The following is a 22104-nucleotide window of genomic DNA, read 5'->3' on the forward strand; positions in this document are numbered from 1 at the left end:
CAGCTTATCCACTCGACAACTGGCCATTGCTGATTATTTTGCCCGCGCGTGAGTTTTGTAGATACATTTGAGCGAGGTGAGATGTCGCCATTGCTACGTCGGTTTGAATCATTGATTGGCGAGAAATCTCCAGCTGAGCTGGAGGCGATGGCGGCGGAGAGCCAGCGGCTGACCCAGCAGCATTTTGGCCGAACGATGCGTCTATTTGCGCCGCTGTATGTATCTAATGAATGCGTGAATAACTGCAGCTATTGTGGGTTCTCGCGCGATAATCCTATCTTGCGCACCACGCTGACGGTGGAGCAAGTGGTGCAGGAGGCACGTCACCTGCATGGTTTGGGTTTTCGCAATATTTTGCTCGTGGCGGGTGAGCACCCGAAGTTTGTCTCCGACGGCTACCTGCAGGAGTGCATTGATGCGATTAAAGATTTCATCCCAACGATTGGCATCGAAGTGGGGCCGATGGAAGATCACCAATACGGTGAGCTGGTGGACCACGGCGCTGAGGGATTGGTGGTTTATCAGGAAACTTACGACCGCGAGGTGTATGAAAAATTGCACACGGCGGGGCCAAAAAAGAATTTCAACTGGCGGCTAGAATGCCCAGAGCGTGCGTATGCTGGCGGGTTTCGTCGCATTGGCATTGGCGCCTTATTTGGGCTGGCTAGCTGGCGTAATGAGGCGATGGCCTTGGCGCGCCATCTGGAGTATTTGTACAAACATTGCTGGAAGGCATCGTTTACGATTTCTTTCCCCCGCATGCGCCCGTATGCGGGAAATTACCAGTATACGCCGAATCCAGATTTGTTCCTCGACGATCGAATGTTCGTGCAGCTGATGTTTGCTTTCCGCATTTGTTTTCCGATGGTGGGCGTGGTGGTGAGTACCCGTGAGCCAGCTGCGATGCGCAATGCTATCATGCAGTTGGGGCCTACGCAGATGTCTGCTGAGGCGAAGACAAACCCAGGTGGATATACTGGCGCTGGCGCGGATGATTTGCACCTCACTGTGCGTGGCAAACGCAAGGAGCTGGAGGAAAAATCTGCCTGTAGCCAGTCGACTGAGCAATTTACCATCGACGATACGCGATCAGCCGCTAGCATGGCCGCAGAGCTTAGGAATCAAGCCTACGAACCGGTCTGGAAAGATTGGGATAAAGCGATTCTTGAGAACTCACCAAAAGCGAAAGAAATTTCATCATGACCATCCAGCTTAACGGCAAAGCTCACTCACTTGACGAACAAACCAGCTCGGTATCCGATCTGCTCGCATCGCTTGGATTAGCTGGAAAGCCAGTAGTGGTCGAACTCGACAAAGTAGCCCTATTTCCGCGCCAATACGCGGAGAGTCAGCTAGTTGAGGGGTCCTGTGTTGAAGTGATTTCCATAGCGGCGGGTGGCTAAGTAAAAAAATTTAGTATTCAATTGCTGATTTCTTGACTATGCCCCTTGTCGAAATACAAGAAACCGCGTGCGGTTGCGTTAATGATTTAGCGTGCTAAGATGCGGCCACCGGCCCCCGCACGGGAGCCAACAAACCAAACCATAAAGAGATTAGATCGCAGCTAATTGACAACGAAAACGAATCTATGAGTAGTACCACAACATGGCCTAAAATTATCCAAGGCGGCATGGGCATCGGCGTTTCCAACTGGGTGCTTGCGCGCGCTGTATCGATGAAAGGCCAGCTTGGCGTGGTCTCCGGCACCGCAGTAGACTCGTTAATCGCACGCCGTCTGCAAGATGGCGATCCGGAAGGACACGTGCGCCGCGCGATCTCGCATTTCCCATGGACAGACATGGGCAAGCGCATCCTTGATAAGTACTTTGTAGAAGGCGGCAAGCCAGCTGACAAAAAGTACAAACTTATCCCAATGGCGACGCAGAAGCTGAAGACCGCCACCGCGGAGATGCTGATCGTATCCAACTTTGTGGAAGTTTTCCTCGCCAAAGAAGGCCACGACGGCGTCGTTGGTATCAACTACCTGGAGAAAATCCAGCTGCCTACCATGCCCTCCATTCTTGGAGCTATGATGGCTGGCGTAAACTACGTGCTGATGGGCGCGGGTATCCCTACAGGCATCCCTGGCATCCTTGACGGACTCGCTAAATGGCAACCCGTCAAACTCAAACTCAACGTGGAAGAAAACCCAGAGCAGCTGGATTTCTACCAAGATTTCGACCCCGCTGAATACGGTGAAATGCCAGAAGGCGGCATCGGTCGCCCACTTTTCCTTGGCATCATTTCTTCAGAAATCGTTGCCAAAACCATGGAGCGACGCGCTACTGGTGAAGTCAACGGATACATCATCGAAAACCACACCGCCGGCGGCCACAACGCCCCGCCACGTCGTGTGCGTGGAGCTGATCCAGACGCGCCACCAGCTTATACCGAAAAAGACATTCCCAACGTCGGTAAAGTAGCTGCCATCGGCAAACCATTCTACCTCGCTGGTGGATTTGGTTGCCCAGAAAAACTTCAAGAAGCCATCGACATGGGCGCCCAAGGCATCCAAGTCGGTACCACCTTCGCTTACTGCGATGAATCTGGCATCACCCGCGAGATCAAAGACGAAGTGCTAGACCGCTGCGCCAACGGCACACTCAACATCGTCACCGCATTCAAAGCCTCACCAACTGGCTATCCATTCAAGCTCATCGAGCTGGACGAAGAAAATGACGTACCAAGCCGCCGCAAGCGTATCTGCGACCTTGGTTACCTGCGTCACATGTACCTAAAGGACGACGGCAACCTCGGTTACCGCTGCCCAGCTGAACCAGTCAAAGACTTCGTGCGCAAAGGCGGTACTGAAGAAGGTACCAACTGCAAACAATGTCTGTGCAACGGCCTCATGGGCACCATTGGCCACGGTCAGGTGCGCGACTTCGGCGAAGAGCCAGCCATCGTCACGACAGGTGAAGATTTCTCTGTGATCAAAAAGCTCATCGAGCCAGGCAAGCTAGTTTACCACGCATCTGACGTCGTCGACTACTTCCTCACCGGCAACTACAAAAAAGCCGAGCAAGTTTAAAGAGTGAAGAGAAAATAGAGAAGAGTGAATTCCAGCTAGCGGAAACCATAGGCCAGCTGGAGCCACCTCCTCAACCTAGCTAGTGGGGGGAAATTTCCAGCTAGCTGAAAGCAATCAGAGCGTCTATTCTAGGCGCTCTTTTTTATTGCTCGTGAGCTGGCTAGCTGTGGGATTTGTGAGTCTCTAGCTGAGCGCATATCCTAGCGCATTGAGGTTATGATTTGGGTTAGACCCGCTTGTCTTTCCTCCTGCCGAAGGCATGGTTAAATGCCAGCCCCGTGCGATGGCGCAGCCATCCCACGGGGAGAGAAATATCACGGAATCGCGTGCTGAAAGTACGCCGTGCTTGATTAGAATTCCAGCTAGCTGAAACAATAAGCCAGCTGGATGCTCCTCATCAACCTAGCTAGTGGGAAAATTCCCAGCTAGCTGAAAGCAATCAGAGCGTCTATTCTAGGCGCTCTTTTTTATTGCTCGTGAGCTGGCGAGCTGTGGGTTTGTGATTCTCTGGCTGATGCATATCCTAGCGCATTGAGGTCATCATTTGGGCTAGACCCGCTTGTCCTTCCTCCTGCCGAAGGCATGGTTAAATGCCAGCCCCGTGCGATGGCGCAGCCATCCCACGGGGAGAGAAATACCACGGAATTGCGTGCTGAAAGTACGCCGTGCTTGATTAGAATTCCAGCTAGCGGAAACAATAAGCCAGCTGGAGCCACCTCCTCAATCTAGCTAGAGGGAAAATTTCCAGTTAGCTGAAAGCAATCAGAGCGTCTATTCTAGGCGCTCTTTTTTATTGCTCGTGAGCTGGCGAGCTGTGGGTTTGTGATTCTCTGGCTGATGCATATCCTAGCGCATTGAGGTCATCATTTGGGCTAGGACCGCTTGTCCTTCCTCCTGCCGAAGGTATGGTTAAATGCCAGCCCCGTGCGATGGCGCAGCCATCCCACGGGGAGAAAAATACTACGGAATCGCGTGCTGAAAGTACGCCATGCTTGATTAGAATTCCAGCTAGCGGAAACAATAAGCCAGCTGGATCCACCTCCTCAATCTAGCTAGAGGGAAAATTTCCAGCTAGCTGAAAGCAATCAGAGCGTCTATTCTAGGCGCTCTTTTTTATTGCTCGTGAGCTGGCGAGCTGTGGGTCTTCTGGACATTATGGCTCTGGCTAATTTCTTTCTAGCTAGCCAAAGTGGAGCAGTCGTTAGTTTGCCGTTGCATCCTAATCTAATCTAGTGAAGCTGGCGGCATGAAATGGTGGCAAAAGAAATGGGTGAAGTCGATCTTCCGCATCGCACTGGCATTGATCATCCTGTTTTGTGGCATCTGGTTATACATTGCTCAGCCGAGCTTCTCTAGCAACGACCCTAGCGAACGCACTGCCGATCCAGCTAGCCTGCGCCAACACGTCGATTATCTCGTCACTGATTGTTACCCGCGCACTGCGGTGAAAGGTGGCAAGCTGGCCAAAGCAGCCGACTACATTGAGGCGCAATTTCGCCAATTCAGCCAGCGTGTTGAGTCGCAGGAATACACCATTTACGACTGGGAAGAGCACCGTAATATCATCGCCAGCTTTGGCCCAGCTGAGGGGAAAAAATTGATCATTGGCGCGCACTACGACGCCCACGATCATACCCCAGGTGCCGACGATAATGCCAGTGGCGTGGCGGGATTGCTAGAGCTGGCGCGGTTGTTGGAAAATGAATCCTTAGACATGCAGATCCAGCTGATAGCTTACTCTAGCGAAGAACCACCATATTTCCGCAGCAAGGACATGGGCAGTAGAGTGCACGCCGCTAGCCTAGAAGATCAAAAAGATGACATTACCGGTGTCATCGTGCTCGAGATGATTGGTTATTTTGACGATAGCTTTGGCTCGCAGAGCTACCCGCTGTACACGCTGCACGCTTTCTATCCATCGCGTGGCAACTTCATCACCGTGGTGGGCAATCTGTCTCAGCGCGCATTCACCAAGCAGGTCAAGGTGGGCATGAAAGGGGCCACTGAGATGCCGGTCTATTCGATCAATGCACCCAAAGCGATGCCGGGTATCGACTTCTCAGATCACGCCAGCTACTGGCAGCATGAAATGACCGCGGTGATGGTCACCGATACCGCTTTCTATCGAAATCCCCATTACCACGAAGAGACTGATACGCTGGACCAGCTAGACTTCGAGCGCATGGCCCAAGTGGTCACCGGCGTGCACGCTGCCGCGCTGAAAATCGCCAACGGCAAGTAGCTGGGGCATTTGTAGATTTCTTAGAATGATCGATCTCAAACCAGCTAGCCGGAATGCACAAAAGCCATTCCAGCTGGCTGGATTTTTCTTGTACCTACGGCTGCAGCCAGTTGGGTGAATGATGGCAAACTAATGTGCCCATTAATTTGACAACTGGCGAATGCTCGTTAATTTGGATTATTCATTTGGCCAAAGCATTCTGGCCATAGCTCAAAAAGATCATGGATTCGCTCACGAAAATCAAAATTGTACTCACGCTATCATTTTTCATGTCACTGGCAGGCATCGCCCTGATGAAGGTGACTGACGCGAGCTACTTTGGATTGGCCTTGAGCGGTGTATTCTTGAGCTTCATCACCGCCTACGGGTACATTTCGCGCCCACAGCAGCAGCCAGCTCGCCAGGAAGCAAAGGCGCCGCGTCGCCGTGATGACTAAGACCCTTTTTTCATAACAATAAGAAAGCCAGCTGGATGCATGTCCAGCTGGCTTTTTACTTTTCCCGGGCTAGCGGAAAATTACTTTTGATTTTCTTTAGCGAGGATCTTGTCGATCTTCTCGATGAACCCCCACGGGCAGCGGCCACGTTGGTATTTGTTCCACAGCATGTCGCGGATTTCTTGCCATTCTTCTGGCTGGATTGGATCGGACTGCGTCCACTCGTCTTCGCCGCGCATTTGCGTGGCATAGGTCCAGCGGCCACCGTGATGGGTGGCTCGGAAGAATTTGGTTCCCTCCTCAGTTTCCTCGCGCCATGTGTGCTTTTGCATGAGCACTGTATAAACTGCATTGGCTGAGGAAACAATCGCAATTTGGCAAACGAAAATCCACTCGATTATGCCCCGTCCTGTGGCATATTGGCGGGTGATGTGGCGTGAGAAATTCATGCATAGCCTGTACCCACCAGTGTGTTTGGCCTGCCACTGGCCATTGGTCGGGCGCCGTGCATTATGTGCTAGCTGCAATGATCAACTGACACGCACTCAGCCGCCAAGCTGCGCGACTTGCAGCGAAACATTCTCCGGTGAGATCAATGTGGCATCATTTGATTGCCCGAACTGTCGCGATCAAGAATTTGCCTTTTCCTTTAACCGATCGGTCTGTGTGGGCGACGAGCTGGCGCGCAAAATGGTCCACGGGCTGAAATATAAAGGACAACTGTGGATGGGCGTGGAAATGGCTATTTTGCTCGCTGAAGCGCTGTGGGATACACGCTTTGATGCCAGCTGGCGGCAGGCGATTGTGGTGCCGGTGCCACTGCACTGGCGGCGGCAAGTCTACCGGCATTTTAACCAAGCCGACGAGCTGGCGCGTCCCGTGGCACGGAGGCTTGGGCTGACGTATCTACAGGCGCTGCGGCGCATTCGCTATACCACCACGCAGACGCTGCTCAGCCGTGCGCAGCGGCAGAAAAACCTACGCAATGCCTTCATCGTGCCACCACGGCTGCGGCGGTCTAGCCAGCTGGAGGGGAAAAAGATCATTCTGGTGGATGATGTTTTTACCACTGGCTCGACGGTGAACGAGTGCGCGCGCATATTGAAAAAACAAGCCGCCGTGGAGGAAGTTGCCGTGATTACCTTCATGCGCGCATAGCGGGTGGATTCTAACCACTAACTTGCATTTACTATTGGCCATTCGCTGGCTACATTTCTGCCATGCAAATATCTAGCGACTTGATGAATGCCTGTGGCCAGCTGATGCGCCGCGTGGGGGAATTTCAGATGCAGCACTTCCGCGCCATGCCAGCTGGATCGAGCTCTAGCAAATCACTGCGCGAGACGGTTTCATTTGTTGATGTGGAGAGCGAGCGCATGCTCATTGACGGGCTCACGCCCTTAGTTGATGGCGCTGGATTTTTTGGCGAAGAAAGCGGCCAGTCAGGATCGCAGCAGCTGGTGTGGATTATTGATCCGCTAGATGGCACCACTAACTTCCTCAGCGGGCTGGATCATTTCTCTATCTCGGTGGCGCTGGTGAGTGATGGCCAGCCATTGCTCGGTCTGGTTTTCAAACCCTACACCGGAGATCTTTACTCCGCCATGCGTGGGCAGGGCGCTTATTTTAATGGCAAGCTGCAGCAGCTTGCGCAGCCGGATTTGCCTATCAACGAAGCGCTATTCATGACCGGGTTTCCTTACCGATCTGCCGATCTAGCAGAGTCGTTTTTTCAAACGGCTCCCGAGGTGCTCACGCTAGGCCTGGGCATTCGCCGCTCAGGCAGCGCCGCGCTAGATCTAGCCAATCTGGGCATGGGCTGGATTCAGGGGTTCTGGGAAAGCGACTTGCAGCCGTACGACTGCGCCGCTGGTTTGCTCATCATGGAGGAAAATGGCATCGTCTGCTTTAACGCCGCCGGCCAGCCATTTGATATGATGAAAGATCGGATTATTGTAGCTGGCCTAACGAATGTGCAACCCGCTTTGCTAGACATCGTTGCCCGCCATTACGGCGATGCTTAGCCACTGATTTGCAGTCCGCTCGCAGCTGGCTGGAGGGTGAAACACTCGTTGTGGCTGCTAGAGCGAAAGCTTGCGCCAGTGGGACTCTCGCGGTACTTTGCCGCATGGAAAAAACAATTTGCCCACTGTGTGAGATGGACGATGTACTCGACCATGCGGATAAATACGAATGCATGGTTTGCGGCCACGAGTGGGAAAAAGAAGAAGCCGAGGAAGATGATGCGCCAGAAGAACGCATCGTCAAAGACGCCTACGGCAATGTGCTCGAGTCCGGTGACATCGTGCAGATGATCAAAGACATCAAGCTCAAGGGATCGTCTAACGTGCTCAAGAGCGGCACCAAGTCACGCCCAATCCGCATTGTCGACGGCGACCATGAAATCGACTGCAAAATGAATGGCATCGCCATCGCGCTGAAAGCGTGTTTTGTCAAAAAAGTTCAAAGTTAGGAAGCTGCGGGTAGTGGGTTCGGCCTGCGGCCTAAGGTGCGCTCCGCTGCAGGTACGGCCTGCGGCCTAAGGTCCGGGCTTCGCCCTAAGGTGCGCTGCGCTGCAAGTACGGGCTTCGCCTTGGAAGTTCTATCAAGTGTGCGGCATCTAGAGTGCGCGTGCTTTAGCACCGCTTTCAGCTGGCGAGACGGCTCCAGCTTTCTAAGGTTCGGGCTGCGCCCTGCAGGTGCGCTCCGCTGCAGGTACGGCCTGCGGCCTGCAAGTTCTCCCGCATTCGCGGGATGCAGGTGCGGACTTCGCCTTGGAAGTTCTATCAAGCGTGCGGCATCTAGAGTGCGCGTGCTTTAGCACCGCTTTCAGCTGGCGAGACGGCTCCAGCTTTCTAAGGTACGGGCTGCGCCCTGAAGGTGCGCTGCGCTGCAGGTGCGGCCTGCGTCCTGCAGGTTCTCCCGCATTCGCGGGATGCAGGTGCGGACTTCGCCTTGGAAGTTCTATCAAGCGTGCGGCATCTAGAGTGCGAGTGCTTTAGCACCGCTTTCAGCTGGTGAGACGGCTCCAGCTAGCACTCTACGTTCTAAGGTGCGGGCAGAAGGTACGGGCTTCGCCCTAAGGTGCGCTGCGCTGCAGGTACGGCCTTCGGCCTAAGGTCCGGGCTGTGCCCTGAAGGTGCGCTCCGCTGCAAGTACGGCCTGCGTCCTGCAGGTTCTCCCGCATTCGCGGGATGCAGGTACGGGCTTCGCCTTGGAAGCTCTATCAAGTGTGCGGCATCTAGAGTGCGCGTGCTTTAGCACCGCTTTTAGCTGGCGAGACGGCTCCAGCTTTCTAAGGTACGGGCTGTGCCCTAAAGTCCGCTGCGCTGCAAGTACGGGCTTCGCCCTAAGGTGCGCTGCGCTGCAGGTACGGCCTGCGGCCTAAGGTACGGGCTGTGCCCTGAAGGTGCGCTGCGCTGCAGGTGCGGACTTCGTCCTGCAAGTTCTCCCGCATTCGCGGGATGCAGGTACGGGCTTCGCCTTGGATGCTCTATCAAGTGTGCGGCATCTAGAGTGCGCGTGCTTTAGCACCGCTTTCAGCTGGCGAGACGGCTCCAGCTAGCTCTCTACGTTCTAAGGTGTTGCGGGCAGAAGGTACGGGCTGTGCCCTGCAGGTGCGCTGCGCTGCAAGTACGGCCTGCGGCCTAAGGTACGGGCTTCGCCCTAAGGTGCGCTGCGCTGCAAGTACGGCCTGCGGCCTAAGGTTCGGGCTGTGCCCTAAAGTCCGCTGCGCTGCAAGTACGGCCTGCGGCCTAAGGTGCGGGCCTCGCCCTGAAGGTGCGCTGCGCTGCAAGTACGGCCTGCGGCCTAAGGTACGGGCTTCGCCCTGAAGGTGCGCTACGCTGCAAGTACGGCCTGCGGCCTAAGGTACGGGCTTCGCCCTGAAGGTGCGCTGCGCTGCAAGTACGGCCTGCGGCCTAAGGTACGGGCTTCGCCCTGAAGGTGCGCTCCGCTGCAAGTACGGCCTGCGTCCTGCAGGTTCTCCCGCATTCGCGGGATGCAGGTACGGTCTAGCGGTCTAAGGGTACACAGCGCTCTATGGTTTTGGCGTCTATCGCCTGATACTAACGCCGCAGGCGTATCACAGCCTAGCCTTGGGTAAGGCAGCCCAGAATGGGCAACGCAACCCAAGGGAAAGCGCAGCGCAAAAGGCACTCTGAAAGAGTGCGTCAGCCGAGCGGTGAGGGAGTTAGTGAAGATTAGATACCTTCTCGCTGCCGCCTAGACATTCGACCTATTTAGCTCAAATGCTCCTCAGCGTATTGATAAAACTGAGCGCTGAGCTGGCGACTTCTTTGCCTTTCACCTTGAGGTGTTGGGCAAAGAAATCGATGTGATCTTGATGTTGGTGGAAATGGTGTGGGGTAAGCACTGCAGAGAATACCGGCACGCCAGTATCTAGCTGGATGCGCATGAATCCATCAATCACAGCCTGAGTGACAAACTCGTGTCGATAGACACCAGCATCTATCATCAGGCCAAAGGCGATGACGCCATCGTAGCGGCCAGTTTCAGCCAGCTTTTTGGCCATCAGAGGAAGTTCGAGACAGCCGGGAACTTTGAAATAGTCGACTTGTTGATCGGTATTGATTCCCTGAGCAGAGAGTTCGGTGAGGCAGCAATCTCTGGCTGCATCTAGCAGCTCAGCCTGCCATGAGGCGCTGATGATGGCGAGTTTCATGGGAAATAGTTAGTTTGAAGTTGATTCTAGCATGAGCAGTTGGTCAGCTGGAATCCAGCCAATTTCGCCATTCGCCAGTTCCACATAATTCCATTCACCGCGCTGGGTGATGATTTTCACTAAGCTGGCAGCCGGCGCGTCAATCTGCGTACGTGCCGATTGGGCAAAGGGCTGGCTAAATAGACTGGCTGTATCTGCCAAAATGGCTTGCTCAGAATAGCGAGCTAGCTGGTGGTCGTCTGGGAAATAATGGTAGCTAGCTGCTGCGGCCACTGCGATGGACGGGCACAGGATCATCAGCGCCAGACAGGTATTGGTTTTCCAGCCGCCAGGACGGTAAGCAAAACGAATGAAGGCCGCAATCGCGGTGAGCCAAACCATGGCAATAGTTAGGGCGAGGTAAACCTGTGGGGTGAGCCGAGTGAGCTCGTTAGTAAATGCGTGGTGGCTGGGCACGATGGCTTCTTGTTGGTGCTCGAGGTACTTCAGGTTGTGCCTCGCTTCGCGGTAGTTAGGGGCGATGTGTAGTGCGCGTCGCCACGCCAGCGCTGCCTGAGCTGGTTGCTCTAACCTGTAGTGGATGTTGCCAATTTTATAATAAAGCGATGCCAGTTCAGCGGGTTTGTTAGTTTCAGCAAGCTGCTGTTTGGCGGTCTCTAGCGCTTGGTTGAATTGTTTTTCTTGGTAGCTAGTATCGATGGTATTTTCACTAGCTTGCAGCTGTGGCTGGCTGATACCGAAGGCAAATAAAATGGCGCCGGCGATGAGCCCGCGCTGAATGGCACGGTTGATCGTTTTGATGATTTGGCCTTTTTTGGCGGCGTCTACTGGCTGATCTTCTTGCTCTAGCTGGAAGCATAGCAGGTCGCGCTGTTGGATGATTTCAGCCAGCTCTTGGTTAGCTTCCTCAGCTAGCTGCTTTGCATCTACCTTGGTTTCGATGATGCGGGCGGCCTCGCGGTACAGCTCGGCTTGCTTATTCAGCTTGCCTAGCTGGCGCATGTTTTTTTGCAGCGCTCTGGCTTCGCTTTGGTTGAGCTGGTACTGTTGGTATTTTCTAGCGGCGATGCCGGCGGCAAGTACGAGCACGACAAGCAGTGGCGCGATGTTCCACCACCAGCGCGGCTGGATGATGAGCGGGGCGCTGGCGGAGATGCTGAGGATGTCGCGTAACTCACTGGCTGGCGTGCTAAGATCGCCAGTTGGTACAACGATCTGTGGCGCTTCGCCGAGTAATGAAATAGGAATTTCTGGCGCTAAGGCAGTGTGATAGTTTTTTGTTTCTGGATCAAAATAATGCAGCTGATAGGCGGGGATGGATTTGACTAACTCTAGCGGACGCATCAGCTGGCGGAACTGGCTGTGACCATCTAGCTGGCGGCGTTCTTGGTTGCGCTGGGTGCGTGAGCTATCGATGACATTCCAGCTCTCACCGTCGAGTTGCTCTGGGCATTTGATTGAGTCTAGGTTGCCTTCACCGCTGACGATGATGTCTACGGCAACGGTGGCATCGCTGTTATAGACTTGCTTGGGGGTGCTGGTCTCGATGGAAAATCGGCCAACGGCACCGCTGAAACCATCTGGTGCGCCAGCTGGAAGTGGCAGCACGGTGAACTCTAATGGATCGAGAGCGTATTCGTTAGTGACCTCTGTGCTGCGCAAAAAACCTCGCCCGTCTCTGTAGCGGTGACGGGTGATGACCTTGAGCTCGGATGGCCCAAAGGTGGCCTTGCCCGGCTGGATGCCTTGCACGTTAGTGTGAAACTCTATGGTATTGTAACGTTCATTGTCGTAGATCAGCTCACTGATTTCTGACTGGCGAGATTGGCTGAAGCGCCATGCGGCACAGTTTTGTTTTTCGCCGGTTGGTGGCTCCAGTGCTGCCATGCGCAGGCTGCTAGGTTTGTAGAGCTTGAATGTTAGTGGTGAATACTCGCCTTGGTAGAGTTCGTCTTTATCCAGAAACATGCCCGCCAAGATGGCTGGACCATCTGCTGGGGTAGGGAAGGAGACCAGCTCTGAGCCATCGTGAACGGTGAAGTTGATAGATGGTGTGGCTAATACCTGACCGGTGCTCTGCAGCTGGAAAGGTGGTAGCGTATAGTCTCCCGGTTCAACCGCAGATATAGTGTAGACGAGGTAGTGGGTGGTGGTGAATCCGCCAAAACCGCCTGAGGTCTGGGTGCCTACGTGTTGGAAGTTGATGGCTAGGCCGTCGACTTGTGGTGTGGCTGGACGACTTTGCAGGCGGCCATTTTGCACGCTGAGAAATAGATAGGCGCGCTCCCCGGGAATGAGGTGTTTTGTTGTTAGGTTGGCGGTGGCAAATGGCTGTCTATCTTTGGCCACGGCGCCAGCAGCTAGGATGAGGCTGATTGCGCAGATTATCAGCGTTGCTAGCTGGCTGGAAAATGGCGACAGCTGGTAATGGTTAGCCTTGGCTGGTGTGTGTGCGGAAATCAATGACATAGCATTTTGTAAAAAAAAATAATGGATGGCTGGAGCCGGCTGGTTATTTTACCAGTCTTGTTTTGGCTGGCGCTGCCATCGGTTGCGTCGTCTGATAGGTTTGGTTTCTAAATCAGAGTTGGCCTCGAGTATTTGCCGAGCATGCTCGCGGGCGGCTTCCATTTCTTGCTCAGAGAGCTGGCGCGCCTCCATGCCTTGCTGACCGTCTTGTTGTTGGCCTTCTTGCCCTTCTCCCTGCTGCTCTTGGCCTTGTTGGTTTTGTTGTTGCCCCTCTTGTCCTTCTTGTTGCTGGCCGTCTTGTTGTTGTCCCTCTTGGTCTTCTTGCTGATCGCCCTCTTGGCCTTCTTGTTGATCTTGATTCTGTTGATCTTGATTCTGCTGATCTTGATTCTGCTGATCTTGGTTCTGCTGATCTTGATTCTGTTGATCCTGATTCTGCTGATCTTGGTTCTGCTGATCCTGATTCTGTTGATCTTGATTCTGCTGATCTTGGTTCTGCTGATCTTGATTCTGCTGATCTTGGTTCTGCTGATCTTGGTTCTGTTGATCTTGGTTCTGTTGATCTTGGTTCTGTTGATCTTGATCCTGCTGATCTTGAGGGTTTTCCATCTCCTCTTGAACCTTGGTATTTTTAAGCAACTGCAGCCATTTTTCTACCTCTTTGGCATTGGTGGCAGCGGCGCTGTGGCTGGCATTTAGCTGGCTGGATTGTTGGTATTGCTGCAGCGCGCTCTCCCATAGGCCGATGAGCTCTTTGGTGCCTTCGCCCTTGTTGTCCTTAGCATCTTTGGTGACAAATTCAGTGAATGCTTCAGCTGGTTTGCTGAGGTCTTTGACGCCAATCCTCTGCCACCCCTGAAGGAAGAGTGTATTGCCGAGGTTGTAATAAGATTCGGATTGCAGCTGATTATTCTGGCTGAGCAGTGATCTGGAAAATGAATCTGCGGCGGATCGTAAGTCGCCTAACTTGTAGTGAGCTGTACCCTCGGCAAAATCAATCTGCGCACGGCGCTCGGCGTTGCCTAAGTCGTTAGCTTCAGCTAGCAGGCTGAGCGCTAGCTGGTAGTCTTGTTTTTCTAATGCGGCTTTGGCGGCGACGACTTTTCCCGCAGCATGGGCCGGCTGGCTAGTGGCTGCTAGGGTGATGCCTGCTATAGCCAAGGCGCTGAGAATTGGCTTTTTGTTAGCTTTTCTGGCTGGCTGGGCTGGTGCGTCTGGCTGGCCGCGACGCGCGAAGCTCATAGTGGCGAGCACGGAGAGGAAAAGCAGGATGACGGCGGGCAGCAATGCCCATTGGTAGCGCTCTAGCGGGATGGTGCGCACACGGTCTTTTTCTTCTTCGGCATCAATGGCGGAGATTGCCTGAGTGATTTGTTTTACCGTATCTGCAGTGGCTCCCATGAATGGTCCACCAGAGGCGGCGGCGAGTTCATTGAGTGGGCTAACTTCCATTTTACTGAGTACTGTCTGGCCACGGAAATCGCGGAATTTACCATCGCGCTGGCGCGGATCAGGAATGATGCCACCGCGCTCGGTGCCTACAGCCACGCTGCAGATGAGGTGTGAGCTCTCGCGGATTTGTTTGATGGTGGAGTCGATGTTTTCTGAGTAATCTTCCCCGTCGCCAATGATGACAAGCGCATTGCGCGAGTGGCCGGATTTTTTAAAACTATCCATCGCCATTTCTACCATGCGGTCCATGTTGCTGCCGCCCATCGGGATGTAGTCGGTATCTAGCTGGCTGATGGTTTCGCGCACCGCATTGTGGTCGATAGTGAGCGGCGCAATGATCATGGACTCGCCAGCGTAGACCATCACGCCAACACGATCTTGTGGGCTGGCGGCTAGAAGTTCTAGGGCGATGGCTTTGGCGGCTTCCAAACGATTTGGCGAAACATCTTCCACGAGCATGGACCGCGATGTGTCGATGCTGATCATGATGTTGCGCGAGCGCGTGGTAGATGTGACTTCCTCGTGACCGTGGAATGGGCGTGCCATCGTTAGGCAGAGCAGGGCAAATCCACATAGCGCAAGGGTGAATGCTAACCATTTCATGAAGGGGGGCCGGCGTTTGACCAAACGGTCACGTAGACGCGGGGCGACGAGTGAGAGCCAGGCTTTGCTTTGTTTGCGCGCAGCGATGACCGCGACCACGATGATCAGTGGTATGGCTGCTAGCGCGATAAACCAATTGGGCTCGGCGAATTGTATATAGGTGCTATCGATGGGCGGAAAATAGAACCCATTTGGCAAAATGCCAAAGGAGAAATTTGTTTTGCTAGATATTTTCTTCACCACGGCTAGCTGGAGGCGCTGAGCGGTGCGGCTAATGAGTTGACCAGAGCTGGTGTGAGGGCTAGTTTCGCCCACCTGTCAGCCGGCCCATACAGCTGGCAGGCAACTAGCTGAAAATGATAGAAATACCAACACATACCAAGGGGGGGAGAAAGATCTCGTGGCCGAAGCGACAAAGGCTGAAGGGCGAATGGCTAGGGCTTCATGCGCTGGTAGCTATCGGTGGAGCATTGCCATTTTGGGCGCTCAAACCAGTGGCTGATTTCCTCGGAGGCATTGGTTATCGTGTGGATCGCCGGGGCCGTGAGCGTGCGCTGGAAAACCTGCAAGTCGCCTTTGCCAATCGTTTTGATGAAAACGAACGTAAAGATATGATTTTGCGCAGTTACCGCGAGTTTGCGCTGACCTTTTTGCAGCTGTTTTGGTCGCCTAATGTGACCCACGAGAATTATCAAAAATACATCGATATCGAACTGGAAGATGAAGCGGCGACACAAAAGGCGCTAGATGAAGGGGCCATCTGGATGACCCCGCATTACGCTAACTTTGAGTGGACGGCTCTGGCAGCATCTTGCATGGGAGCCAAACTAACGATCATTGCGGAGGATTTTAAAAACCCTAGCCTGACAGATATTTTTAAGAACGTTAGGCAGAGTTCTGGTCACGAAATTATTTCCCAAGATAGAGCCATGATCAAGCTGCTGAAAACTCTCAAACGTCACGATCATTGCGCCTTCCTAGCAGACCTTAATGTGCCAGTAAATAGCGCGTCAACCATCGTTGAGTATTTTGGTTTGAAAGTGTCTGTGCCGCTTTTACAGGCATTGTTAGCTACGCGCACAGGAGCTCCAGTAGTTCCATCTATTTCGCGATTTGACGACACCGGGCGCAACCAGCTACTAGTGCTGAAACCGATGTATTTTGCCAAAGGAGCGGACCTCCAGCAGGTCACTCAGCAGATCTGGGATGTGCTGGAACCACATATTTCTCAAGATCCAGCACCGTGGATGTGGATGTACAAACATTGGCGCTATCTATCCAAATGGAAAAGTGATTCATACCCGAGCTATGCTAGGCGGAATGATGATTTCAGCGCCAAAGAAGAAGAAATCTTTGGCCAGCCAGTCGACAGCTAACTAGCTGGTAATGACGCATAAATCGGTGGCATCTGTCAGCATGACGTAAATTACGCATTGACGTAATATTGACATCATTGGACTATGGTCTAGCTGTGGGCTCGATTTAACATGAATTTCTATCACTCCATTACTTATTCGATTTATCTGGCACTGGCCAGTTTGATGCTAGCATCTGGGCAACTGGACGCTCGCAATTTTGATCGTGTGATTCTGGATCCTGGCCATGGCGGCAGTGATAAAGGCTGCCTGTGGGGCGGCGTGCGTGAGAAAGAAATGACGCTCAAGCTGGCCAAAAAAGTGGAGTCTCGGCTCAAGGCTAACGGCGTTCCCGTTGTGATGACGCGGCGCAGTGATCTATTTGTTTCGCTCCAGCGCCGTGCTTACATTTCCACTCGCTATCGCAATGCTATTTTCGTTAGCCTTCACTACAATGCCCATACCAATACTTCAGTCTACGGATTGGAGTCGTTTTACTACAGCCCAGAAGGGAAAAAGTTAGCCACACCAATTCACCGTGAGCTACAAAAGCGATTCAACCTCAAGGATAGAGGCATTCGCAAAAAAGATTTCTACGTGCTGCGCAAGACTGCTTGTCCTGCCGCATTGATAGAAGTCGCCTACCTCAGCAATCCTGCTGAGCGCCGCCGCTTCAGTTCAGAAGCATTCCAGTGGCGTGTTGCCCGCGCCATCGCTTATGGCATCCTGCAGTATCGTAAGATGCCTTAGTTAGATTGTTGGAAATCAAGTTATCTGTTTGAAACAGCGAGGCTAAATCGTTTTTCCTTAGCTAAGCACTCTGCCCAACGATGTAGAGCTTTATCAATCTCGGGGTTTGTTATTGCCTAACTAGTTGATGTAAAGCTGCTTGAGGTGATTGCTCTGGTGAACGCATCGAGCGATTCTGTCAGCTTCCGTTAGAAAATGCAGCATGATGCATTTTTAGTATTTTCGCTTTAATTGTTTGCCTGCTAACTGACTTTCGTTAGTGGGTTTATTGTATCTATTTGACACCCAAACGGCATATCTGTATGTCAAATTTTACTAGTATTATGGATAGGATATTTACATCTGTAATCAGCAATTCTTCCTAACAATCAGGGGGGTAAAGAGACAGATCTATGAAACACATGATGATGAGAGGTTCGATAGCATATCGACAGGTGGCGAGTTTAGCTGCGGCAATGGCTCTAGCGAGTAGCCATGCGCTGGCCACTGAGGTGGCCAGTACGATTGATACGGGTACCAGTTTAAATCAATATCTAGTGGGGGAGACTCCTCAAGATGGAGTGAATTTGTTAGTCAATGAGGGGTTTGAGCTACCAGTTGGCGCGACAGCCATATCGGCCAGCGGTGATTGGTCTGAGCAGGGCAATCGGCAGCTGATTCAATCATCTGCTTGGGCGCGTCACAGCGGTGATCAAGGGGTTTGGTTGCAAGCGTGGCAGGCAAATACAGCGAGTTCATTCTATCAAGATGTAGCGATCGTTGGTGGCGGAGAATACAATCTCGGCGGCTGGTTTAAGTTTGAGCAAAACTTTAAGCGCAATGGCTCGGCGGTAGAAATGGCGATGATTTGGCTCGATGATGCTGGGGTGGAAATATCTAGAGCTAGCCAGAACATTGAGCTGAGCTCGGTTTATAGTTGGGAGTTAGTAGACTTCGCACAGGTGGCGCCAGAAAATGCGGTGACCGCTAGAGTCATGGTTTCTTGGACGACTGGGAGTGAGATTATCAGTGGTAGTGCATGTTCATGTATGATTGATGATATGACTTTTTCCTATGTACACAGAAATTCACCACCTATTGCTGAAGATGTTACTGGCATCGTCACTATAGAAAACCAGCCAATTTCTATAGATGTAATGGCTAACGATAGTGATCCAGATGGTGATGAATTGACGATCATTGAAGTAGCTGCAGCCAACTTAGGCGCAACATCTACTGATGGTCAGCTGGTATCCTATGTTCCCAATACGGGCGCTGTGGGCGACGATAGCTTCAGTTATACGATCAGTGATGGTAACGGCGGCACCGCTTCGGCGACTGTGAGCTTGACGATTGAGGCGGCTAACAAACCACCTGAATTTGGCGAAGATTTGTACGTGATGGCTGGGGGCACTGAAAATGCACTTTATAGCGAAAGCATTGCTTCCTTTGCTACTGACCCCGATGGTGACCCACTGACCTTTTCTAAACTATCAGGTCCGAGCTGGTTGTCGCTAGCTGGTGATGGTAGTCTATCTGGTACACCTAGTTCATTTGATCTCGGGCTCCATCGCATGGAAGTTCAAGTATCTGATGGTAAACTCACTGATACGACTATGCTAGAAATTTCTATCAGCGCGGTGACCGGTTCACTGCCATATCTCAGCTGGAACCACCAATTTGGAACCAGAGTGAGCGCAGTAGCCGCAGCTCCCTATGCGGGCCTGTATGCCCATGCTGAGCGGGTGAGTAATTCTGTGGTCATCAATGACATTGATGGCAATGAACTTGCTCGGATTGATGCCGCTGCCATGAAACAAGCAGCACCATGGTTAGATTTCTCTGGTGATGATTATGGTCCAGCTGGCATGGCTTTCACAGCCTCTGGTCGTCAGCTATTCATTACGCTGATTGGGAGCCCGAGCTCCTCTAATGGAGGGGAGCCAAAAGATGCTATCCTTGCCTACAATCATAATTTGAATGAATTGCGACTGTTTGCCCAAGTTGACCTAGCGGATGAGCTGATGTACGATATTGGAGTGCCTGTTTGTCACGTGGGGGGGGAACTTTTTGTAGGCACACAGGACAACCAAGTACTTAGATATCTTGCGCAAATGAACGATGTCGAAGGTACATTTGTTGAATCTATCAATGTAGCTGGAGCAAATGGTGTTACCGGCCTAACTGCTGATATTGCTAATGATCAGCTATATGTTTCTACTCAAACGGTATTGAGTCGTCTCGATCTAACTAATGATTCTGAATTAGTAGCGCAAACCTTGATGTCATGCCCAACAACTAAGGCAATTACCTTTGCTAGGGTGTTTGGAGCTGAGGGCGACGAAGGGTTATATTTGTTGCAGATGAACGGCGATATTCAAGTGGTGCCGATGGCAGATTTGCAAGCTGGAGGAGAAATTACCAACCAGCAGGTTTACGAATCTACAGGGACTTCTCTGAGTATTGATATCTCCGCCACGGCTTGTGGACGATTAATGTTAGCTTCTACTGCGCCATACATCATTAGCGCGGCAGCAGATGAAAGGATGGATTTTGATAGCTGGCTGGCGGATGAATTTAATCAATACATCAACTTGGCGAAAACATTGTGCTGGCCCGATGGCGAGCCAGAAGGCTGGGTGATAGATGCCCAAGTTCGTGATGGCAGAAATCGATTTCATCCACCTTCAACGGATACTGCCAGCTGGGCGGTATTGATGCTGATGTTAGCTGATGAGCTGAATGGTGACGATGATGCCGAGCAATTGGTAGAAAAAATTCTCGTGCGCTGGGCTGGCCTAGCTGCTGATGGCATTGTGGCTGAAACAACGCCAGATGGTGAGTTCCACCATTGGTATGATAAAGATACTGGTGCGCCAACATGGAGTGGTGATGATCCATTTACCAACCCGTTTTCTACTCAGAAAATCGTGGTGGCGGCACTGCGCGCGGGAGAATATTATTCTTCTAACGAAAGGATTGTAGCTGCTGTGCAGAGCATCATTGGCAGACAGAAGAATAAACGTGAATACGTCTTTTCTCGTGGCATGTGCGGACCTCTAGCAGATGACCTTGGGCCGCGCAATAACGGTGGCTGGGGACCAGGAGTGGAAAACCACGGCTATGCTGAGCTGATGGCTGCGCTGGATCCAATGACGGCGCATTCATTTGAGTATTATTGGCGTGATAGAGAAAATAATCAGTATGACCACTATCTAGCTGATGAGCCAATTTTGCATTCGGGTCATGCGGCCTTTATTGGCATGTACCCGCGTCAGCTAATGACGGTTTGGCGCAATGATCCATTGTGGAAGCAAGATTTCAGCAATACACTGGCAAGCTTCAATGCATGGACTGACGATAATGCACCTGCCTATTTAACGGTATTTTCAGCTGGGGTAAATACTAGTGGATACAATGCAGATGATCTGAATAGACATCCAGATACAGTGAGTCATTTCCCTGCTCTCTTAGGGTTCTCCATGCTGGATCAAAATACGATTCCAGCTGTGGCAGCATACATGGCGTACCGCGATGGTCGCCGCCAGCTGCTGAGCGGCTCAGATGCATTCCCAAATGGCGCTAACATTGTGACTAGGTATTCTAATGAAGTCCCATCATTTGTGATGGGGGATATCGCTCTGCCAGATTCAGCCTTCGCTATGTTTGGGCTGGCTGAGTTGCTAGAACCAGGGGTGGTAGACCGCGTCTTTGCTAGAGAAACTTATAAAGACCTAAGTGTAGGAACCGGTGTAAGCGGTGAAGTGGAGTTAGATTATTCTGAGCTGATCTCGCGCCGTGTATTGGGCTCTGATGACGGCTGGGAGACATGGACATCGTACGGCTTCCAGTATGCACCGTTTAGCTTTGAATACGGTAGATCACATGCTGAGTACACCTTGGCTGAACCAGAGGGCCGGTTTATCCCAATCCCTAACCATAATGCGGAAGGCGTGTGGAACCACTGGACGCGATATGGTGGTTATGCCTCCTACTGCGGCAATGGTGAGTTCCTCAACCTAGTGGGCCGGAGCTTTATGATGAACCTGGCGCCAGGTGAAACAGTGACCGAAGGCGGAGCCTATCAGACCATCGAGCTTTCTGACGAATGGGATGAGACTGCCTTTATCATTGGCGCGCTGGGTCGCGTGCAAGATGCTGCTAATGGTGAAGCATTCATTGCCATTGAATGGGATAATGATGCTGATCCAACAAATGGCATCATCGGTGAGAGGATTGAAAGTGAAAACCGTGTTAGTGTCTTAAACCCTAGAGATGAATTTGAAATCAGCACGCTGCGACCAGCTGGCGCGACTCATCTTCATATTTATATGGTGCTCCAGCTAACAGGAGAGACCCCAGTTAAGACCGAACGATATGCTTGGGATGAATTTAGCCTAGTTAGAGTGGGAGCTGAAGCTGTGATGGAAAATCAGGGTTTTGAGCAAGGTTCTTTAGCTCACTGGGGTACCTATTCACCTAATGGAAGTAGCTGGGCGATCACAGATGAGGAGGATTTGGTTTGCGAAGGAAACTTTGCCGCTAAGCTGACTCTACCAGTGACAATGACAGGAAAGGCTAATATTCAGCCTCAATATTTGGACATTTCACAGGATCCAATCGGTACTCGTTATGTATTGCGAGTGGATGTAGCTACTAAAAACCTAGAAGGTTCGATGGCTAACATCTATGCGCGTATGGATGACGACGAAGATGAATTTCCTTATACCTATATCAGACAGGTTAATGGTGATAGCTTGGAAATAGCCAATACCAAGCAGCAGCTGTATTTGGCATTGAGAAAACGTGATGTTAAGGAGACGAGATTGCGCATTTTCTGTGCCGGAGAACGTCTAGATAGCTCTGCGGTGACTGCCGATGAGGTGATTGCATTTGATAATATTCATCTCACTAGAGAGACACCATGATCAGATCATGAAGCATGAGTTAGCTGGTTTAATCTTCAGCCAGCTGGCTCATGTGAGGGCTCATTTTTGAGCCATGATGGGGGCACGGGCGCAGCTAATTGCGCTGGTGCCCCCATTTCATTTACTGGCAGAATGCTTGCCGAGCTAGCTGATATACGTGGTGCTCTGTTGCGG

16 protein-coding genes are annotated in these 22104 nt (G+C 52.1%); 11 read left to right on the forward strand and 5 right to left on the reverse strand.

The window, feature by feature from the left end; translation table 11 throughout:
* The first annotated feature begins 48 nt into the window (after positions 1–48).
* The 3 genes from thiH to JIN82_RS14150 all read left to right on the forward strand — a co-directional run bounded on the left by thiH (position 49) and on the right by JIN82_RS14150 (position 3031).
* Positions 49–1203 carry a 2-iminoacetate synthase ThiH gene (thiH, locus tag JIN82_RS14140; RefSeq protein WP_200312311.1) on the forward strand — a complete coding sequence of 385 codons (1155 nt, stop codon included), beginning with the start codon at positions 49–51 and terminating at the stop codon, positions 1201–1203.
* The gene (gene thiS / locus JIN82_RS14145; RefSeq protein WP_200312312.1) at positions 1200–1403 is read left to right on the forward strand and encodes a sulfur carrier protein ThiS; all 204 of its coding nucleotides are present in this window, start codon (positions 1200–1202) and stop codon (positions 1401–1403) included. The genes thiH and thiS overlap by 4 nt, the downstream gene beginning before the upstream one ends.
* Positions 1404–1588: 185 nt before the next feature.
* On the forward strand, positions 1589–3031 hold the full coding sequence (locus tag JIN82_RS14150) for a nitronate monooxygenase (protein ID WP_200312313.1): 1443 nt from the start codon (positions 1589–1591) through the stop codon (positions 3029–3031).
* A 467-nt stretch (positions 3032–3498) separates the two neighbouring features.
* Here JIN82_RS14150 and JIN82_RS17345 read toward each other — a convergent pair whose 3' ends face one another.
* The gene (locus JIN82_RS17345) at positions 3499–3747 is read right to left on the reverse strand and encodes a hypothetical protein (protein ID WP_234042047.1); all 249 of its coding nucleotides are present in this window, start codon (positions 3745–3747) and stop codon (positions 3499–3501) included.
* A 530-nt stretch (positions 3748–4277) separates the two neighbouring features.
* Between JIN82_RS17345 and JIN82_RS14155 the strand changes: the two genes are divergently transcribed.
* Both JIN82_RS14155 and JIN82_RS14160 read left to right on the forward strand, forming a co-directional pair.
* Entirely contained in the window at positions 4278–5273 is a 996-nt protein-coding gene (locus JIN82_RS14155) for a M28 family peptidase (protein WP_200312314.1), read from the forward strand.
* Positions 5274–5494: 221 nt separating this feature from the next.
* On the forward strand, positions 5495–5710 hold the full coding sequence (locus JIN82_RS14160; RefSeq protein ID WP_200312315.1) for a hypothetical protein: 216 nt from the start codon (positions 5495–5497) through the stop codon (positions 5708–5710).
* Between the two features lie 80 nt (positions 5711–5790).
* Here the strand turns inward: JIN82_RS14160 and JIN82_RS14165 are convergent, their stop codons facing one another.
* On the reverse strand, positions 5791–6159 hold the full coding sequence (locus tag JIN82_RS14165) for a hypothetical protein (protein ID WP_234042048.1): 369 nt from the start codon (positions 6157–6159) through the stop codon (positions 5791–5793).
* On the opposite strand from JIN82_RS14165, the gene JIN82_RS14170 reads away from it, so the two are divergent.
* The 3 genes from JIN82_RS14170 (at position 6158) to JIN82_RS14180 (ending at position 8183) form a co-directional block, all read left to right on the forward strand.
* Positions 6158–6868 carry a ComFC family protein gene (locus JIN82_RS14170; protein ID WP_234042049.1) on the forward strand — a complete coding sequence of 237 codons (711 nt, stop codon included), beginning with the start codon at positions 6158–6160 and terminating at the stop codon, positions 6866–6868. The genes JIN82_RS14165 and JIN82_RS14170 overlap by 2 nt on opposite strands.
* Positions 6869–6930: 62 nt before the next feature.
* A complete protein-coding gene (locus JIN82_RS14175; protein ID WP_200312318.1) occupies positions 6931–7734 on the forward strand; it encodes an inositol monophosphatase family protein in 804 nt (267 codons plus the stop codon).
* A 104-nt stretch (positions 7735–7838) separates the two neighbouring features.
* A complete protein-coding gene (locus JIN82_RS14180; RefSeq protein WP_200312319.1) occupies positions 7839–8183 on the forward strand; it encodes a zinc ribbon domain-containing protein YjdM in 345 nt (114 codons plus the stop codon).
* A 1773-nt stretch (positions 8184–9956) separates the two neighbouring features.
* On the opposite strand, the gene JIN82_RS14185 is transcribed toward JIN82_RS14180, so the two are convergent.
* Genes JIN82_RS14185 through JIN82_RS14195 form a run of 3 tightly spaced genes read right to left on the reverse strand, consistent with a single transcriptional unit; the run spans position 9957 to position 15017 of the window.
* Positions 9957–10394: a 6,7-dimethyl-8-ribityllumazine synthase gene (locus JIN82_RS14185; RefSeq protein WP_200312320.1), complete on the reverse strand. Its 438-nt coding sequence runs from the start codon at positions 10392–10394 to the stop codon at positions 9957–9959.
* A gap of 9 nt (positions 10395–10403) precedes the next feature.
* Complete coding sequence (locus tag JIN82_RS14190) at positions 10404–12863, reverse strand: BatD family protein (RefSeq protein ID WP_200312321.1); 2460 nt, start codon at positions 12861–12863, stop codon at positions 10404–10406.
* A gap of 48 nt (positions 12864–12911) precedes the next feature.
* Positions 12912–15017: a VWA domain-containing protein gene (locus tag JIN82_RS14195; protein ID WP_200312322.1), complete on the reverse strand. Its 2106-nt coding sequence runs from the start codon at positions 15015–15017 to the stop codon at positions 12912–12914.
* A gap of 257 nt (positions 15018–15274) precedes the next feature.
* Here JIN82_RS14195 and JIN82_RS14200 point away from each other — a divergent pair, with 257 nt between their 5' ends.
* The 3 genes from JIN82_RS14200 (at position 15275) to JIN82_RS14210 (ending at position 21930) form a co-directional block, all read left to right on the forward strand.
* On the forward strand, positions 15275–16294 hold the full coding sequence (locus tag JIN82_RS14200) for a lysophospholipid acyltransferase family protein (protein WP_200312323.1): 1020 nt from the start codon (positions 15275–15277) through the stop codon (positions 16292–16294).
* Positions 16295–16405: 111 nt separating this feature from the next.
* A complete protein-coding gene (locus tag JIN82_RS14205) occupies positions 16406–17023 on the forward strand; it encodes an N-acetylmuramoyl-L-alanine amidase (protein WP_200312324.1) in 618 nt (205 codons plus the stop codon).
* A gap of 392 nt (positions 17024–17415) precedes the next feature.
* Positions 17416–21930, forward strand: coding sequence for an Ig-like domain-containing protein (locus tag JIN82_RS14210; protein ID WP_234042050.1), 4515 nt, complete (start codon positions 17416–17418; stop codon positions 21928–21930).
* Positions 21931–22104 lie beyond the last annotated feature (174 nt).

The organism is Persicirhabdus sediminis (genome assembly GCF_016595495.1).
GTDB classification, from domain to species: domain Bacteria; phylum Verrucomicrobiota; class Verrucomicrobiia; order Verrucomicrobiales; family Akkermansiaceae; genus Persicirhabdus; species Persicirhabdus sediminis.